Source organism: Chromobacterium sp. Ag138 (genome assembly GCF_055181315.1).
Genome location: NZ_JBUPWA010000001.1, coordinates 56,069 through 74,087, shown reverse-complemented (window position 1 = coordinate 74,087; position 18,019 = coordinate 56,069). Strand labels below are relative to the sequence as shown.

Genomic DNA, 18,019 nt, shown 5'->3' with positions numbered 1-18,019 from the left:
CATGCGATCCGGACTGGATCAGATCGCCTGCTCGTTGGTTTCGCCGGTGCGGATGCGCACCACCTGCTCCACCGGCACCACGAAGATCTTGCCGTCGCCGATCTTGCCGGTGCGCGCGGTTTCGACGATGGTTTCGATCGCCCGCTCCACCAGGTCGTCCGGCAGCACCACCTCTATCTTCACCTTGGGCAGGAAATCCACCACGTACTCGGCGCCGCGGTACAGCTCGGTGTGGCCTTTCTGGCGGCCGAAACCCTTGACCTCGGACACGGTGAGGCCGTTGATGCCGATCTCCGACAAGGCCTCGCGCACCTCGTCCAGCTTGAACGGCTTGATGATGGCTTCGACCTTTTTCATTGCGCAATGCTCCCGAATAAAACCAATGACGTTAGAGTAAAAAAGCGAAAAATGCCGCGGGCCGGCGGTATCTTCCGGACACGCCTTAAATGCGGCGATGTTTTGCTGTATTATGACGCCCTTTCCTGGTACTTGTCGCGGGTGTCTAATGTCTTACATTACCAAGCTGCGCGGTGGCGTTGCCCTGTCACCGTTTCGTCTCGAAAAACTGCAGGCGGCAGCTGCCGACGCCGGTCTGAAGGATATCGTCCTGACAGCCGAGCACTGGCATTTTGCGGAAAGCGACAGCGAGCTCTCGCTGGAGGAAATCGGCGTGCTGGGCCAGCTGCTCAGCTACGGCGAAGCGCCGCTGAACACCGAGCCGGAAGGCGAACTGTTCCTGGTCACGCCGCGAATCGGCACCCTGTCGCCATGGGCGTCCAAGGCCACAGACATCGCCCGGCATTGCGGATTGCCGAATATCCGGCGGATCGAACGCGGCACCGCTTTCCGAATCAAGTCCGCCGCAAAATCTTTAAGTGAAGAGGCTCGCCATACCCTGGCGGGCCTCTTGCACGATAGGATGACGGAAACCGTGTTGTCCTCGCTGGACGACGCGGAAAAACTGTTCACCCACATCGACCCGCAGCCGATGGCCAGCGTGGACATCCTCGGCGGCGGCCGCGCCGCGCTGGAGGCGGCCAACGTCCAGCTGGGCCTGGCGCTGTCCGACGACGAGGTGGAATACCTGGTCGAGAACTTCATCAAGCTGAAGCGCAATCCCAGCGACGTCGAGCTGATGATGTTCGCCCAGGCCAACTCCGAGCACTGCCGCCACAAGATCTTCAACGCCGAATTCATCATCGACGGCGTCAAGCAGGGCAAATCGCTGTTCCGCATGATCCGCGACACCCACGACGCCCACCCGCAGGGCACGCTGGTGGCGTACAAGGACAACGCCTCGGTGATCGAAGGCGCCTTCATCGAGCGCTTCTACCCGCAGCCGGGCAGCCACCAGTACGCGTACACCAGCGAACCCACCGACATCCTGATGAAGGTGGAAACCCACAACCATCCGACCGCGATCTCGCCCTTCCCCGGCGCCTCCACCGGCAACGGCGGCGAAATCCGCGACGAAGGTGCCACCGGCCGCGGCTCGCGCCCCAAGGCCGGCCTGACCGGCTTCACGGTGTCCAACCTCAACATCCCCGGCTTCAAGCAGCCGTGGGAAGCCTACCGCGACGGCCAGCCGGAGTACGGCAAGCCCGGCCGCATCGCCTCGGCGCTGCAAATCATGCTGGAAGGCCCGATCGGCGGCGCGGCGTTCAACAATGAATTCGGCCGCCCCAACCTGGCCGGCTACTTCCGCGCCTTCGAGGAAGAATTCAACGGCGAGATGCGCGGCTACCACAAGCCCATCATGCTGGCCGGCGGCCTGGGCAACATCCAGCAGCAGCAGATCCACAAGAACGAAATCCCGGAAGGCGCGCTGCTGATCCAGCTGGGCGGCCCGGGCCTGCTGATCGGCCTGGGCGGCGGCGCGGCCTCGTCGATGGACACCGGCGCCAACAGCGAAAACCTGGACTTCGACTCGGTGCAACGCGGCAACCCGGAAATCGAACGCCGCTGCCAGGAAGTGATCGACCGCTGCTGGCAGCAGGGCGACGCCAACCCCATCGTCTCCATCCATGACGTGGGCGCCGGCGGCCTGTCCAACGCCTTCCCCGAGCTGGTCAATGACGCCGGCCGCGGCGCGATCTTCCATCTGCGCAAGGTGAACCTGGAAGAAAAGGGCATGACCCCGATGCAGATCTGGTCCAACGAAGCGCAGGAGCGTTACGTGATGGCCATCCTGCCGGAGGACCTGGACCGCTTCACCGCACTGTGCGAACGCGAGCGCTGCCCGTTCGCGGTGCTGGGCGTGGCCACCGACGACGGCCACCTGCAGGTGCGCGACGACCACTTCGGCAACAATCCGGTGGACATGCCGCTGGAAGTGCTGCTGGGCAAGCCGCCGCGAATGACCCGCGACGCGAAGACCATCGAGCTCGCGCCGCAGACCTTCGACGCGTCCAAGTACCCGCTGCGCGAAACCGCCTACCGCGTGCTGCGCCACCCGACCGTGGCCGACAAGTCATTCCTGATCACCATCGGCGACCGTACCGTCGGCGGCATGACCGCGCGCGACCAGATGGTGGGCCGCTGGCAGGTCCCGGTGGCTGACGTGGCCGTCACCACCATGGGCTTCAACACCTATCGCGGCGAAGCGATGGCGATGGGCGAACGCACCCCGGCGGCGCTGTTCGACGGCCCGGCCTCCGGCCGCATGGCCATCGGCGAGGCGCTGACCAATATCGCCGCCGCCTTCGTCGGCCACCTGGGCAACGTCAAGCTGTCCGCCAACTGGATGGCCCCGGCCGGCCACCCGGGCGAGGACGCCAACCTGTACCGCACCGTGCAGGCCGTCTCCGAGCTGAGCCAGAGCCTGGGCGTCAGCATTCCGGTAGGCAAGGACTCGCTGTCGATGAAGACAGTATGGCAGGAAGACGGCGAGCAAAAATCCGTCACCGCGCCGCTGTCGGTGGTGATCTCCGCCTTCTCGCCGGTGGACGACGTGCGCAAGACCGTCACCCCGGACCTGAAGGACGTCAAGGACAGCGACCTGATCCTGATCGACCTCGGCTACGGCCGCTGCCGCCTCGGCGGCTCGATCTACGGCCAAGTGTGGAAAGACATGAAGGGCCGCGCGCCGGACGTGGAAAGCCCGCTGCAGCTGGCCGCCTTCTTCGGCGTGGTGCAGTCGCTGCTGCGCGACGACAAGCTGCTGGCCTACCATGACCGCTCCGACGGCGGCCTGTTCGCCGCGCTGGCGGAAATGATGTTCGCCGGCCACGTCGGCGCCAGCATCGACCTGCAGGAACTGGTGATCGAGCGCCAGAACACCCAGCGCATCATCGACGACTACGTGCAGCCGACGATGGAGGCCGCCACCCACGGCCGCATCATGCGCGTGCTGTTCAACGAGGAGCTGGGCGCGGTGCTGCAGGTGAAGAAGGCCGACACGCCGGAAGTCATCGCCCGTTTCATGAAGGCCGGCATCGGCCGCGAGCTGTTCGTCATCGGCCGCACCAACGGCCACGACCGCCTGGTGATCAAGCACAAGGGCAAGGACCTGTTCAGCGAAAGCCGCAGCGAGCTGTTCTGCGCCTGGTCCGAAACCAGCGCCCGCATGCAGCGCCTGCGCGACAATCCGGCCTGCGCCGACAGCGAGCAGCTGCTGCGCAGCCACGCCAAGCCGCGCGGCCTGTTCGCCCAGCTGTCCTTCGACGCGCACGGCGACCCGGCCGCGCCCTACATCGGCACCGGCAAGCGCCCGCGCATGGCCATCCTGCGCGAGCAAGGCGTCAACGGCCAGCTGGAAATGGCCGCGGCGTTCGACCGCGCCGGCTTCGACGCGGTGGACGTGCACATGAGCGACATCATCGCCGGCCGCGTGCAGCTGGCCGACTTCAAGGGCCTGGCGGCCTGCGGCGGCTTCAGCTACGGCGACGTGCTGGGCGCCGGCGAAGGCTGGGCCAAGAGCATCCTGTTCAATCCGCGCGCCCGCGAACAGTTCGAGGCCTTCTTCGGCCGCGGCGACACCTTCGCGCTGGGCGTATGCAACGGTTGCCAGATGATGTCCAACCTGTCGTCCATCATCCCGGGCGCCGAACACTGGCCGAAGTACCACCGCAACGCGTCGGAACAGTTCGAGGCGCGCTTCGCGATGGTGGAAGTCACCGCCTCGCCGTCCATCTTCCTGTCCGACATGGTGGGCAGCCGCCTGCCGGTGGTGGTCAGCCACGGCGAAGGCCGCGCGGTGTTCGCGCCGGGCGCGCAGGAGCAGGCGCTGACCGCGCTGCGCTACATCGACTTCGACGGCCGCGCCACCGAGACCTACCCGCTGAACCCCAACGGCTCGCCCGCCGGCATCACCGGGGTCACCACGCAGGACGGCCGCTTCACCATCATGATGCCGCACCCCGAGCGCGTGTTCCGCACCGTGCAGAACAGCTGGCATCCGGCGGAATGGGGCGAGAACGGCGGCTGGTACCGGATGTTCGCATCGGCCCGCCGCTGGGTGGGTTGATCGACGCCGCCTGCCGCAGCGCAAAGCAAACGGAAGCCTTCGGGCTTCCGTTTTTTCATGCGCGCGGCTAGACGCCATAGCCTGTCAAAGCGAATGATGGCCAGGCATTCAAGATGGCAGCGTGACATCCTGAAACCCTGCCGGAAAAGCGCAGCGGCCGAAACAGCGGCCGCCCCGCGGCCTCGAATGGTGTGCCCCGTTGCGCTTGCCGGCCGCAAGCCGACCAGAAAACCCCAAGGCGGCCGGGGCCAGGCAAAACAAAGCCCTACCGAAATCGGGAGGGCTTTAGTTTGTGGGGAACCAGCGGTATCAGTGCTGATGCCCGTGCTCGCCATGCACATGCTGGTGGGCGATTTCCTCGGCGGTCGCCTCGCGCACATCCAAAACTTTAATGGCGAAACGCAGGGTTTTGCCGCAAAGCGGGTGGTTGCCGTCCAGCAAGACAACAGGGCCTTTGATCTTGGTGACGAAATAGTAGCGCCGCTCGCCATCCGGGCCGGGACGCTGGATCTGTCCGCCTACCTTGACGCCGGGCGGAAATTCGGACTTGGGCATGGTGGTGACCAGCGCTTCATCGCGCTCGCCAAAGGCGTCTTCGGGAGCGAGTTCCAGCGTGGTTTGAAAGCCTGCCTCCTGGCCCTCGAGCGCGGCTTCCAGTTTGGCGAAGAGGTTGTCGTAATCGCCGTGCAGATAGGAGACCGGATTCTTGCCGTCGTCGTAAACCAGGCCCTGGCTGTCTGTGACTTTCATTCGCAGGGTGACGGCGGTGTTTGAGGTGATTTTCATGGCGGTGCTGGCAAAAAAATGAAGCCGGAAGGTTCTCAGTTCAGCGGGGGAGTGTCAACTGCGCCGCCCCGCGTTTGTCGGATGCCGATGCGAAAGCCGCCATCTTTACCTTTTGCCGCGCGAAAGGCCGCCTTGGCCAAACGTCTGACCTTGCGGTCGATGCGCTTTGGGCCCATCAAACCAAGCAGTCAGATGCGAAAAGAGGCCCTCGCGGGCCTCTTTGTCTGGCGCTGCCGGCAATAGGCCGATCCTGTCCTTTTCGTGGCCGGCTTTATTCTTTCCGGTCAGCCGCCGCCGGCCATCACCGGAAACAGCGTCAGCACCACCTTGCCCAGATTGCGGTTGTCGGCGACGTAAGCGTGCGCGTCCCGCACCTGGGTCCATGGATAACTGCTGTCCACCACGGTGCGCGCCCGGCCTTCCAGCAGCGCCGGCAGGATCAGGTCGCGCAGCGCGGCGGCCAGCTCCGCCTTCACCTGGATCGGCTGCGGACGCAATGTGGAGCCGATCAGGCTGATGCGCTTCATCAGCAGCCGGCCGAAATCCAGCTCGGCTTTCAGGCCGCCCATCAGGCCGATGTTCACCAGCCGGCCGTCCGGATTCAGCGCCTGCAGGTTTTCCGCCAGATGGCTGGCGCCCACCGGGTCCAGCACCGCGTCGGCGCCGCCCCACGCCCTCACCCGCTCGCCGAAAGCCGGCGTCTCGTGGTAATTGAACACCTGGCTGGCGCCCAGTTCGCGGCAGAAAGCCAGCTTCTCGGCGCTGCCGGCGCTGGCGAAGGCTTCCGCGCCCAGGAAACGCGCCAACTGGATCGCCGCGACGCCGACACCGCTGGCGCCGGCATGAATCAACGCCCGCTCGCCCGCCTTGAGCCCGGCCTTCGCCACCAGGTTGAACCACGCCGTCATCCAGGCTTCCGGCAGGCTGGCCGCCTCCACCCACGACAGCTGGTCCGGCTTGGCGATGGCCAGCGGCTCATCCAGCAGAGCGTATTCGGCGTAGCCGCCGCCGTCCACCAGGCCGAATACCGCGTCGCCCGGACGGAAGGCGGAATCGCCGACCACCTCCTCCACCACCCCGGCCACCTCCAGCCCCATCAGCGGGCTTGCGCCCGGCGGCGGCGGATAGCGGCCCTCGCGCTGCATCAGGTCGGCGCGGTTGACGCCGGCCGCCATCACCCGCACCAGCAATTTGCCCGGCGCGGCGCGCGGCTTGTCCCACTCCCCCATCTCCATCGTTTCGACGCCGCCCGGCGCCTGCTGCACGATGGCCAACATCTTTTCCATTCAGCCTTCCCCCTTGATTGATATCCGACAAATGCGGACAGGCGCCCCGAGCGCAAGCGCCGCGTTGAAATAATCCGCATCGAAAAACATTGCCATGCGCTGGATCAAGCATTGCGCGCCGGCTTTGATTACAATCCTACGTCATGAGCGAGAACTGTTTCCATTGCGGTTTGCCGGTGCCCGCCGGCGCCAGCTTCCCCATCCTCTACCGCCAGCGCGAAGAACCCGCCTGCTGCGCCGGCTGCCAGGCGGTGGCCGCCACCATCATCGAATCCGGCCTGGCCGACTACTACAAGCACCGCACCGAGGGCGCGGCTCGCGCCGAAGCGCTGCCGCAGGCGGTGCTGGAGCAGATCAAGCTGTACGACAGCGAGGAGCTGCAGCGCGGCTTCGTCCGCGTCGAGGATGCGAATGTCCGCGAAGCCTCGCTGATGCTGGAAGGCATCACCTGCGCCGCCTGCATCTGGCTGAACGAGCAGCACATCCGCCGCCTGCCCGGCGTGCTGGGCGTAGACATCAATTACAGCACTCAGCGCGCCCGCGTGCGCTGGGACAACGGCCGGGTGCAGCTGTCCGCCATTCTGGAGGCGGTGGCGGCGATAGGCTACCGCGCCCATCCCTACGACGCCGACCGCCAGGAAAAGCTGCAACAGAAGGAGCGCAAGCAGGCGTTGACCCGGCTGTGGGTGGCCGGCCTGTCGATGATGCAGGTGATGATGTACGCGGTGCCGGTCTATCTGGCGCCGGACGGCGACATCGCGCCCGACTTCCTGTGGCTGCTGCATTGGTCCAGCTTCATCCTGACGCTGCCGGTGCTGCTGTACTCGGCCCTGCCCTTCTACCGCAACACCTGGCGCGACCTGAAGACCGGCCGCGTCGGCATGGACACGCCGGTCAGCATCGGCATCCTTACCGCCTTCGCCGCCAGCTTCTGGGCGCTGATCCACAAGGTGGAGCACGGCATCTACTTCGACTCGGTGTCGATGTTCGTGTTCCTGCTGCTGGGCGGCCGCTACCTGGAAGGCATCGCCCGCCGCAAGGCCGGCGCCGCCAGCGAAAGCCTGGTCAAGCTGGTGCCGGCCTTCGCCCACCGGCTGGACGGCTGGCCGCAAAGCCGGGACAGCCGCGAGGCCACGGTGGCCGGCCTGAATCCCGGCGACGTGATCCTGGTCAAACCCGGCGAAACCATTCCCGCCGACGGCGTGGTGCTGGATGGCCGCAGCGCCAGCAACGAATCGCTGCTCACCGGCGAGAGCCGCCCCATCGCCAAAACGCCGGGCGACGCGGTGATCGCCGGCAGCGTCAACACCTCCAGCCCGCTGGTGCTGCGCATCGAGCAGGTTGGCCAGTCCACCCGCTTGGCCGGCATCGTGCGGCTGCTGGACCAGGCGCTGGCGGAGAAGCCGAGGCTGGCGGTGCTGGCCGACCGCTTCGCCAGCTGGTTCGTCGCCTTCCTGCTGCTGGCCGCCGCCGGCAGCTATCTGGCCTGGCATTTCATAGACCCGGACCGCGCGTTGTGGATCATGGTGGCGGTGCTGGTGATTTCCTGCCCCTGCGCGCTGTCGCTGGCCACGCCTGCCGCGCTCACCGCCGCCAGCGGACGCCTGGCCTCGCTGGGCGTGCTGACCACCCGCGGCCACGCGCTGGAAACGCTGGCCAAGGCAGACGACGCGGTATTCGACAAGACCGGCACCCTCACCCACGGCCAGATGCGGCTGCTGAAAACGCGAGGCCCGCTGGACGCGCACCGCGCGCTGGCCGTCGCCGCCGCGCTGGAACAGGGGTCCGAGCACCCGCTGGCCCAGGCCATCCTGGCGGCCGCGCCGGCGGACAGGCCGCAGGCGGACGGCGTGATCAACCATCCCGGCGGCGGCGTGGCCGGCGTCGTCGATGGCCGCGAGTGGCGCTTGGGCTCGGCGCCCTTCATCGCCGCCTGGCTGGGCCATGAGGTGGACGAAGACGCCGGCTGGCAGCCGGATTGCACCCAGGTGCTGCTGGCCGACGCCGACGGCGTGCAGGCCCGCTTCGCCATCGGCGACGCCTGCCGCGACGACGCGGCGGCGCTGGTGGCCGAATTGACTCGCCGCGGCCTGGCCGTCCATCTGCTCAGCGGCGACGGCGAAGGCCCGGTGGCCGGCCTGGCCGCCAGGCTCGGCATCACGCGATGGCGCTCGCGCGCGACGCCGGAGGACAAGCTCGCCTACGTCGCCGCGCTGCAGGCCAGCGGGCGGCGGGTGCTGATGGTGGGCGACGGCGTCAACGACGCGCCGGTGCTGGCGCGCGCCGACGTGTCGATCGCCATGGGCGGCGGCACCGACGTCGCCCGCGCCAGCGGCGACATGGTGCTGATGGGCGACCGGCTGAGCCTGATCGCCGACTCTTTGGCGCTGAGCCGGCGCGCGCTGGCGGTGATCCGGCAAAACCTGATCTGGGCGGCCGGGTATAATGTCGTCGCGCTGCCTCTGGCGATGCTGGGCCACGTCACGCCCTGGCTGGCCAGCCTGGGCATGGCCTTGAGCTCGCTGCTGGTGGTCGGCAACGCGCTGCGTCTCGTCAAACGGAATCCCTGATGGAAAGCCTCTACCTGCTCATCCCGCTCAGCCTGGTGCTGGTCTTCGTGATCGGCGCCATTTTCTGGTGGGCCACCCGCTCCGGCCAATTCGATGACATGCAAGGCCCGGCCCACCGCATTCTGATGGACGACGACGCCACTCACGACGAGGACAAGCCGCCGCGCTGACCGCCCGCCCACCCCATCCGGGTAAAATGCGCCGAAACGGGCCATTTCCCTTTCAGGGAGATGGCCTTTTGCTGTAAAATGCCGCGCCTTCAAGCATTAGCCAATCATGATTTGGCGCGGCGGAAGGCATCCCGGACTGGACGGACGCCGACACGCCGCCCATCGCTAGTCCAAGGGCCTCCGTGAATACCATCCAAGCACTGGCCGGCATGCTGCTTCTCGTCGCCGCCGCCTACCTGTTCTCCACCAATCGCCGCGCCGTGAACTGGCGCACCGTGCTGATCGGCCTCGCCATCCAGAACGGCCTGTTCCTGCTGATCAACTACGTGCCCGCCGTCCACCACGGCTTCTCCGCCTTCGGCGCCGGCTTCGCCAAGGTGCTGAGCTTCGCCGGCGACGGCGCGGGCTTCATCTTCGGCGATCTGGCCAAACCCAGCGGCAAACTGGGCTTCCTGTTCGCTTTCACCGTACTGCCGGTGATCATCTTCTTCTCGGCTTTCAGCGCCCTGCTCTACCATTTCGGCATCCTGCAGCGCGTGGTCGCCGGCCTGGCCTGGGCGATGAAGCGCAGCATGGGCATTTCCGGCCCGGAAAGCGTGGTGGCCGCCGCCAACATCTTCCTCGGCCAGACCGAGGCCCCGCTGCTGGTCCGCCCCTACATCCGCCACATGACCCGCTCCGAGCTGGCCTGCATCATGATCGCCGGCATGTCCACGCTGTCGGGCGGCGTGCTGGCGGCCTACGTCGCCTTTCTCGGCGGATCGGACGCCGCCGAGCAGGCGCGCTTCGCCACCTATCTGTTGACCGCCTCCTGCATGAACGCGGCCGGCGCGGTGGTGTTCTGCAAAATCATGTTCCCGGAAACCACGCCTGACGCGCTGTCCAGCAGCAAGCTGCAGTCGTCCAAGGAAAAGAGCGAGGGCAATTTCGTCAGCGCGGTGGTGACCGGCGCGCTGGACGGCATGAAGATGGCCGCCGCCGTCGCCACCATCCTGCTGGCCATCGTGGCGCTGATCGCGCTGGCCAACTTCCTGGTCAAGGACGGCCTGGGCGAACTCTTGGGCGTCAACGCCGCCATCCAGGCATCCACCCACGGCATGTTCGACGGCCTGACGCTGCAATACCTGGTGGGCCAGGTGTTCCGCGTGTTCGCCTTCCTGATGGGCATAGGCTGGAACGAGACGCTGGGCGTGGGTAGCCTGCTGGGGCAGAAGATCGTGCTCAACGAGTTCATCGCCTACCTGGATCTGGCCAAGATGAAGGCCGCCGGCACGCTGTCGGCGCAAACGGTGATGATCTCCACCTTCGCGCTGGCCAGCTTCTCCAACCTGTCGTCGGTGGGCATCTGCGTGGCCGGCATCGGCGCGCTGGCGCCGGAGCGCCAGCAGGAGCTGGCCAATATCGGCATGCGCGCGCTGGCGGCGTCCATCCTCACCGGCTTCATGACCGCCACCGCCAGCGGCCTGTGGCTATCGCTGTTCTAAGCTGAGCCGCGACTGACAGCGAGGCGGGAATCCGTTAGCATGCGGTTCCCGCCTTTTTCATAACCGGCCATCGTGAAAGCTGACTTCTCCTTCTTCGCCACCCGGCGCTTCCTGCCCTTGTTCGGCACCCAGTTCCTCGGGGCCTTCAACGACAATATGCTGAAAACCGCCATCGTGGTGCTGATCAGCTTCCATGGTCTTGAAATGATGGGCATGCCGCCGCAGCAGCTGGTCAACCTGGCCGCCGGCATCTTCATCCTGCCCTTCTTCCTGTTTTCCGCCAGCGCCGGCAAGCTGACCGAGCGCTACGACAAGGCCCGCATCGCGCGCATGATCAAGCTGGCCGAGATCGTCATCATGCTGGTGGCCGGTGCCGGCTTCCTGCTGAAGTCCGCCGCCATCCTGCTGTCCGCGCTGTTCCTGATGGGCGTGCACTCGGCCTTTTTCGGCCCGCTGAAATACTCGGTGCTGCCGCAATACCTGAAGGAGCATGAGCTGGTGGGCGGCACCGGCCTGATCGAGATGGGTACCTTCCTCGCCATCCTGCTGGGCCAGCTCAGCGGCAGCCTGCTCACCCACAGCGGCGCGCTGCTGATCGTCGGCGCGCTGCTCTTGGTCGCCATCCTCGGCTACTTCAGCAGCGCCACCATGCCTTCGGTCGCGCCCGGCGCGCCCCACCTGAAGCTGTCGTGGAATTTCCTCGGCGATTCGGTGCGGCTGATTCGCGAAGCCTGGCGCATCCACGACGTGCGCTGCTCGATCTTGGGCATTTCCTGGTTCTGGCTGATGGGCGCGGTCTACACCACCCAGCTGCCCACCTTCACCCGCCTGCACCTAGGCGGCGACGCCGACGTCTACACCCTGCTGCTGGCGCTGTTCTCCATCGGCATCGGCGCCGGCTCCATCGCCTGCGCCAAGCTGTCGCGCGGCAAGCTGCAGCTGGGCATCGTGCTGTTGGGCAGCGCCGGCATGACCGTGTTCGGCGGCGATCTGGCACTGGGCGCGATGCCGTCCTACCACGGCCCGCTAGCCGCGCTGCCGGCGTTCCTGGCCAAGGCCGGCAGCTGGCGCGCCATCGTCGACGTGACGCTGCTGGGCTTCTTCGGCGGCTTCTTCACCGTGCCGCTGTACACCTGGCTGCAAACCGGCAGCCCGGACGCCTTCCGCTCGCAGGCGGTGGCGGCCAACAACATCATCAATGGCTTCTACATGGTAGCCGCCGCCATCGGCAGCGCGCTGATGCTGAAATGGTACGACAGCATCTCGATGCTGCTGCTGGCCGTGGCCGCGCTCAACATCCTGGCCACCGCCCACCTGGCCTGGCGCGCGCCGGTGATCTGGCGCGAACGCTTCAGCTGGGCGCGCGCGCTGCTGAAGAAGGAATGAAAAAAAACGGGGCAGAAGCCCCGTTTTTTTTCATTGCATCGAACATCAAGCCAACCTGGCCGCCGCATCGCGCAGCGCGGTGCGCAGGCCTTCCTCTATCACCGGATGGTAGAACGGCATGTCCAGCATCTGCTCGACGGTCAGCCCCTGCTGATGGCTCCAGGCCAGCAGATGCGCCAGGTTCTCGGCGCGCGGGCCTATCATCTCGGCACCCAGGAAGCGGCCGGTCGCCTTGTCGGCATACACGTGCAGCAAGCCCTTGTTGACGCCCATCACCCGGCTGCGGCCCTGGTCCTCGAAACTGACCTCCCCGACGACGAAGCCTCCCTCCGGCAGATCGGCGAAGCGGCGGCCCACCATCATCATCTGCGGATCGGAAAACACCACCGCGATGGTGGAGCGGCGCAGGCCAGGCGCCACGTCCGGATAGCGGGCCGCGTTGACGCCGGCGGTCTTGCCCTCGTCGGCCGCCTCATGCAGCAGCGGCAGGATGTTGTTGGCGTCGCCGGCGATGAACACCGGCGCGCCGATGCACAGCAGCGTTTCCGGATCGAACAGCGGCACGCCGCGGGCATCAAGCCGCACGCTGGTATTTTCCAACCCCAGGCCGCGGACATTGGGCGCGCGGCCGGTGGCGGCCAGCACGTAGTCGAAACGCTCCTCGACTTCCGCGCCGTCCAGATTGACATAACGGATGCGCGCGGCGTCGCCGTCGTTGGCCATTTCCAGCACCTTGGCTTCCGGGTCCAGGTAGAACTGTTCGGACAGCGCCCGGCGGGCGTAGTCGCGCACCGCGGGATCGGACAGCGGCCCCACGCCGCCGCCCACGCCGAACACGCGCACCCGCACGCCCAGCCGGGACAGCGCCTGGCCCAGCTCCAAGCCGATCACGCCGGGGCCGAACACCGCCACGCTTTGCGGCAGCGTGTCCCAGTCGAATACGTCGTCGTTGACGATCAGCCGGTCGCCGAAGGCCTTGAACGGCGCCGGAATGGCAGGTGACGAACCGGTGGCGATCACCACCCGCCGGGCCTGGACAATGGTGTGGTCATCCACTTGCAGCGTGGTGTTGTCGACGAAGCGGGCGTAGCCGGACAGCTTGTCCTCGGCCGGAATGCCCTCCACGCCGCGCACCACGAAGCCGACGAAGCGGTCGCGCTCGCTGCGCACCCTCGCCATCACCTCGCGGCCATCGATGCGGACGTCGCCATCGACGTGCACGCCGAACATATCAGTATGGTTCGCATGATGGGCGGCTTCGGCGGCGGCGATCAGCAGCTTGGACGGCATGCAGCCGACGCGGGCGCAGGTGGTGCCGTAAGGGCCGCCTTCGATGATCAGGGCGGAAGCGCCGCCGGCCTTGGCTGCGCGGTAGGCGGCGAGGCCGGCGGTGCCGGCGCCGATGACGGCTACGTCGATGTGGATGGTTTTCATGGTTCTTATCCTCTATCTGGCGGGGATGCGGCGCGGCACGCCGCGCATGCCGTCCCGCATCCCGGCTGGAAAAAACGGCCGGCAGGAGTACCGGCCCAAGCCATCCGGCGGCGTCAGGGCCCGAAGCCGCCGGAGTCGAACGTCTTATTTGGCGAAGCGCTTTTCCACTTCGTCGGCGGAGCCGATCAGCTCGCCGTTGATGAACACCTGCGGGGCGGTCATCGCGCCGGACACGGCGCCCAGCGCCTTGCCGCGGATCTTGTTGTCCAGCGGCACCTCGACGAAGTCGTAGCCGTTTTCGGCCAGCACGGCCTTGGCGCGGGCGCAGTGCGGGCAACCCACCTTGGTGAACACCACGACCTGGTCAGGCTTCTTGGCGCTCGGGTTGATGTAGTTCAGCAGGGTGTCGGCGTCGGATACCTTGAACGGGTCGCCCGGCTCTTGCGGCTCGATGAACATCTTGTCCACCACGCCGTCCTTCACCAGCATCGAGTAGCGCCAGCTGCGCTTGCCGAAGCCCAGGTCCTGCTTGTCCACCAGCATGCCCATGCCTTCGGTGAAGTCGCCGTTGCCGTCCGGAATCATCACGATGTTCTGCGCTTCCTGGTCCTTGGCCCATTCGTTCATCACGAAGGTGTCATTGACCGACACGCACAGGATGGCGTCCACACCGTTGGCGAAGAAGGCCGGCGCCAGTTCGTTGAAGCGCGGCAGGTGGGTGGAAGAGCAGGTCGGGGTGAACGCGCCCGGCAGCGAGAACAGCGCGACGGTTTTGCCGTCGAACAGTTCGGCGGTGGTGACATTCTTCCACTCGTTGTTTTCACGGATGCGGAAAGTGACGTTCGGTACGCGTTGGCCTTCACGATTTTGCAGCATGGCTATCTCCTTGAGGGTTGACTGCGGTTGTTAGCTATCGATGCGTGCATTTTGATAGTCATAGCAAAATTCGTCTAATTGATTGTCGCAAGACTTCTGATTGTCTTTTTCAATGCCCATATCCGCCGCTGGGCAGCCCGCCCGCAGCGACGCTAAAATGGCGGCATCCGGCAACACCCAGCCTCAACAGCCATGCATATCACCGGCCTGCACCACGTCGCCATCATCGCTTCCGACTACGCGCGCTCGCGCGACTTCTACTGCCGCGCGCTCGGTTTTCAAGTCATCGCCGAGAACTGGCGCGAGGAAAGACAGTCCTGGAAGCTGGACCTGGCGCTGCCGGGCGGCGGCCAGCTCGAACTGTTCAGCTTCCCCTCCCCGCCGCCCCGCCCCAGCCGGCCGGAGGCATGCGGCCTGCGCCACCTGGCGCTGGCCTGCGATGACGCGGAAGCGTTGCGCCGCCATCTGCAAGACCAGGGCGTGAGCGTGGAAGCCATCAGGGTGGACGAATACACCGGCGCGCGCTTTTTCTTCTGCGCCGATCCGGACGACTTGCCGATCGAGTTCTACCAGGCCGCCCCGGCGGCCTGAAACGCGGGCCATCGAAAGCGAGCGCTCTGCGCCGCGGCCTGTCATATTGAAACAAGCATTGAGCGCGCGGGACGCCCCGCCGCCGCCGCGCCGCCAGTCGGCGCGGAGACCCCAACAGACGGAACGCAAATGAAAGCTTTGACCACCCCCATCCGCCTGGCGGGCCTGACCCTGGCCCTAGGCGCCGCCCTGCCTGCGCTGGCCGGCCCCGACGACACCCTGCTCGCCGCCCGCGACGCCTTCCGCGCCAACGATCTGGCCAAGCTGGCCAGCCTGGGCGACAAGCTGCCCGACAATTACCCGCTGAAGGACTATCCGGAATACTGGCAAACCTGGAAGGCGCTGGAACGCAACGACGACGCCCAGGTGCAGCGCTTCCTGTCCCGGGTGCCGGAAGGCTTGATGCCGGAACGGATACGCAATGAGTGGGTGAAGAAGCTGGGCCTGCGCGAGGACTGGACCGCCTTCGCCAATGAATGGAAAAAACTGCCGGCCGACGGCCGCGACGAGGAGTCCAATTGCTACGGCCAACTGCTGCAGCTGCGCCAGGGGCAAAAGCCGGACAATCTGGATCGCTTCCTGGAAGGCAAGCCGGCGCCCGACGGCTGCAACCGGCTGATAGACATGGCCTATGCCCGCGGCGCGCTGAGCCAGGACTGGCTATGGCGCCGCGCCCGCCTGCTGCTGGCCGGCAACTACCTCACCCAGGCGCGCCAGCTGGCCAGCGATACCCAGCTGCCGCTGGACAACGCCGCGCTGAACAAGCCCTCCCTCGCCAGTCCGGACACACCGGGCGGCCAGGAGGCCATCCTCTACGACGCGGTGCGCAAGGGCAAAACCGATCTGAGCGGCGCGGCGGCGATGCTGTCCCGCGTGGAAAGCCAGCTGACGCCCGATCGCGCTGGCTTCGGCTGGGGCCAGCTGGCGCTGTTGTCCGCCCGCAAGCAGCAAGCCGGCCAGGCGCTGCAATGGTTTGAAAAGGCCGACCCGCGCCAGCTGACCACCGATCAGTGGGAATGGTGGGCGCGCTCGGCGCTGCGGCTGGAGCAATGGAGCCAGCTGGACGGCATCATCCGCCGCATGCCCCAGGAAGTGGCGAGCAAGCCGGCCTGGCGCTACTGGCTGGCGCGTTCGCTGAAACAACAGGGCAAGCCGGCCGAAGCGGCGCCGCTGTTCAGCCAGGCCAGCGTCGGCCACAACTATTACGCGCTGCTGTCGTTGGAGGAGCTGGGCAATAGCCTGTCCGCGTCCGCCAGCAAAACCGGTCCGAGCAGCGATGACGTCGCCCGGATGAAGGCCGACCCCGCCATCCGCCGCTCGCTGGCGCTGCTCAACGTCGCCGAAATCTACACCAAGCCGGAGTTCCGCACCGACGCGCAGCGTGAATGGCGCTGGGCGATGCGCGGCCGCAACGACATGGAGCTGCTGGCCGCCGCCGAGATCGCGCGCAAGGAAAACTTCTACGACATGGCGATATACAGCGCCGAGCGCACCAAGGAGGAACATGACTTCTCGCTGCGTTACCTGACGCCTTACCGCGAAGTCACGCAGAAATACGCGCGCCAGCTGGATATCGACGATGCCTGGGTTTACGGCCTGATCCGCCAGGAAAGCCGCTTCATCACCATGGCCCGCTCCGGCGTCGGCGCCTCCGGCCTGATGCAGCTGATGCCCGCCACCGCCAAATGGGCGGCCAAGAAGATCGGCCTCACCCACTTCGCGGTCAACGACATCGACACCAACGTCCAGCTCGGCACCTGGTATCTGCGCTACGTGCTGGACAACCTGTCCGGCAATCAGGTGATGGCTACCGCCGCCTACAACGCCGGCCCCGGCCGCGCCCGCAACTGGCAGGCCGACCGCGCCCTGGACGGCACCATCTACGCCGAGACCATCCCCTTCAGCGAAACGCGCGATTACGTGCAGAAAGTGATGGCCAACGCCGCCTACTACTCCAGCACCTTCGGCCATGCCAACATCTCCCTGAGAAACCGCATGGGAATCGTGCCGGCGCGCTGAGGAAAACGACATGAGCTCGCAGAGAATTTGCCTGATAGGCGGCAGCGGCTTCATCGGCCGCCATCTGGCGGCCCAATTGGCCAGCCGCGGCCACCGGCTCACCATCGCCAGCCGCCGCGCCCCGCCGCCCGGCTTCCGCGTGCTGCCGTCGGCCGAGCTGGTTTCCGCCGACATCCACGACCCGGCCCAGCTGGCCAAGCTGGTCGATGGCCACGACGCGGTGGTCAGCATGGTCGGCATCCTGCACGGCAGCCGGGCCCAGTTTGAAAAAGCCCACGCCCAGTTGCCGGAAAAGATCGTCGCCGCCTGCCAGCGGCAGCATGTGCGCCGGCTGCTGCACGTCAGCGCATTGGGCGCCGCCCAGGACGCGCCCAGCGACTACCAGCAGACCAAGGCGCTGGGCGAGCTGGCGGTGGAGTCCAGCGGACTGGACTGGACCATCCTGCGCCCATCGGTGGTATTTGGCTGCGATGACGCCTTTCTCAATATGTTCGCCGGCCTGCAAAAACTGCTGCCCGTGCTGCCCCTGGCCGGCGCCGGATGCAAAATGGCGCCGGTATGGGTGGAAGACGTCGCCCGCGCGGCGTGCGAATGCCTGGCGCGCAAGGAAACCGTCGGCAAAAAGCTGGATTTGGCCGGCCCGGAGACCCATACCCTGGCCGATCTGGCCCGGCTGGCCGGCCGCGCCAGCGGCCATCCGCGTCCGGTGGTCGGCCTGCCCGACAGCCTGGCCATGCTGCAGGCGGCGCTGATGGAATGGCTGCCGGGCCCGACGCTGATGAGCCGCGACAACGTGCGCTCGCTGCGATGGGACAATGTCAGCGACCAGCCTTTCCCGTCCGCCCTGCTGGGCTTCGAGCCCGCCGCGCTGTCGGCGCTGGCCCCGGGCTGGCTGGCCGGCCGCGGCCGCAACGACACCGCGTCCCGCTACCGCGAGAAGGCGGCGCGCTGA

General features: G+C 66.6%; 13 protein-coding genes. 8 read left to right on the top strand and 5 right to left on the bottom strand.

Annotated elements, in window-relative coordinates; translation table 11 throughout:
* Nucleotides 1-18 precede the first annotated feature (18 nt).
* The gene (locus tag ACY3GB_RS00325) at nucleotides 19-357 is read right to left on the bottom strand and encodes a P-II family nitrogen regulator (protein WP_011135593.1); all 339 of its coding nucleotides are present in this window, start codon (nucleotides 355-357) and stop codon (nucleotides 19-21) included.
* A 148-nt stretch (nucleotides 358-505) separates the two neighbouring features.
* Here ACY3GB_RS00325 and purL point away from each other — a divergent pair, with 148 nt between their 5' ends.
* A complete protein-coding gene (purL, locus tag ACY3GB_RS00320) occupies nucleotides 506-4,465 on the top strand; it encodes a phosphoribosylformylglycinamidine synthase (RefSeq protein WP_463086934.1) in 3,960 nt (1,319 codons plus the stop codon).
* Between the two features lie 309 nt (nucleotides 4,466-4,774).
* Here the strand turns inward: purL and ACY3GB_RS00315 are convergent, their stop codons facing one another.
* Nucleotides 4,775-5,251: an FKBP-type peptidyl-prolyl cis-trans isomerase gene (locus ACY3GB_RS00315; protein ID WP_463086933.1), complete on the bottom strand. Its 477-nt coding sequence runs from the start codon at nucleotides 5,249-5,251 to the stop codon at nucleotides 4,775-4,777.
* A gap of 284 nt (nucleotides 5,252-5,535) precedes the next feature.
* A complete protein-coding gene (locus tag ACY3GB_RS00310) occupies nucleotides 5,536-6,537 on the bottom strand; it encodes an NAD(P)H-quinone oxidoreductase (RefSeq protein ID WP_463086932.1) in 1,002 nt (333 codons plus the stop codon).
* 143 nt (nucleotides 6,538-6,680) lie between these two features.
* On the opposite strand from ACY3GB_RS00310, the gene ACY3GB_RS00305 reads away from it, so the two are divergent.
* From ACY3GB_RS00305 to ACY3GB_RS00290, 4 genes are all read left to right on the top strand, one after another.
* A complete protein-coding gene (locus ACY3GB_RS00305) occupies nucleotides 6,681-9,107 on the top strand; it encodes a heavy metal translocating P-type ATPase (protein WP_463086931.1) in 2,427 nt (808 codons plus the stop codon).
* A complete protein-coding gene (gene ccoS / locus ACY3GB_RS00300) occupies nucleotides 9,107-9,277 on the top strand; it encodes a cbb3-type cytochrome oxidase assembly protein CcoS (RefSeq protein WP_463086930.1) in 171 nt (56 codons plus the stop codon). The genes ACY3GB_RS00305 and ccoS overlap by 1 nt, the downstream gene beginning before the upstream one ends.
* Nucleotides 9,278-9,459: 182 nt before the next feature.
* On the top strand, nucleotides 9,460-10,761 hold the full coding sequence (locus ACY3GB_RS00295) for a nucleoside transporter C-terminal domain-containing protein (RefSeq protein WP_221666357.1): 1,302 nt from the start codon (nucleotides 9,460-9,462) through the stop codon (nucleotides 10,759-10,761).
* 72 nt (nucleotides 10,762-10,833) lie between these two features.
* Entirely contained in the window at nucleotides 10,834-12,147 is a 1,314-nt protein-coding gene (locus ACY3GB_RS00290) for an MFS transporter (RefSeq protein ID WP_463086929.1), read from the top strand.
* Nucleotides 12,148-12,192: 45 nt separating this feature from the next.
* Here the strand turns inward: ACY3GB_RS00290 and ACY3GB_RS00285 are convergent, their stop codons facing one another.
* Together ACY3GB_RS00285 and ACY3GB_RS00280 are read right to left on the bottom strand one after the other, a co-directional pair.
* On the bottom strand, nucleotides 12,193-13,581 hold the full coding sequence (locus ACY3GB_RS00285) for a dihydrolipoyl dehydrogenase (protein WP_463086928.1): 1,389 nt from the start codon (nucleotides 13,579-13,581) through the stop codon (nucleotides 12,193-12,195).
* Nucleotides 13,582-13,725: 144 nt separating this feature from the next.
* A complete protein-coding gene (locus ACY3GB_RS00280) occupies nucleotides 13,726-14,457 on the bottom strand; it encodes a redoxin family protein (RefSeq protein WP_087698666.1) in 732 nt (243 codons plus the stop codon).
* Between the two features lie 192 nt (nucleotides 14,458-14,649).
* On the opposite strand from ACY3GB_RS00280, the gene gloA2 reads away from it, so the two are divergent.
* The 3 genes from gloA2 (at nucleotide 14,650) to ACY3GB_RS00265 (ending at nucleotide 18,019) form a co-directional block, all read left to right on the top strand.
* On the top strand, nucleotides 14,650-15,048 hold the full coding sequence (gene gloA2, locus ACY3GB_RS00275) for an SMU1112c/YaeR family gloxylase I-like metalloprotein (protein ID WP_463086927.1): 399 nt from the start codon (nucleotides 14,650-14,652) through the stop codon (nucleotides 15,046-15,048).
* 129 nt (nucleotides 15,049-15,177) lie between these two features.
* On the top strand, nucleotides 15,178-17,067 hold the full coding sequence (locus tag ACY3GB_RS00270) for a lytic transglycosylase domain-containing protein (protein ID WP_463086926.1): 1,890 nt from the start codon (nucleotides 15,178-15,180) through the stop codon (nucleotides 17,065-17,067).
* A 10-nt stretch (nucleotides 17,068-17,077) separates the two neighbouring features.
* The gene (locus tag ACY3GB_RS00265) at nucleotides 17,078-18,019 is read left to right on the top strand and encodes a complex I NDUFA9 subunit family protein (protein ID WP_463086925.1); all 942 of its coding nucleotides are present in this window, start codon (nucleotides 17,078-17,080) and stop codon (nucleotides 18,017-18,019) included.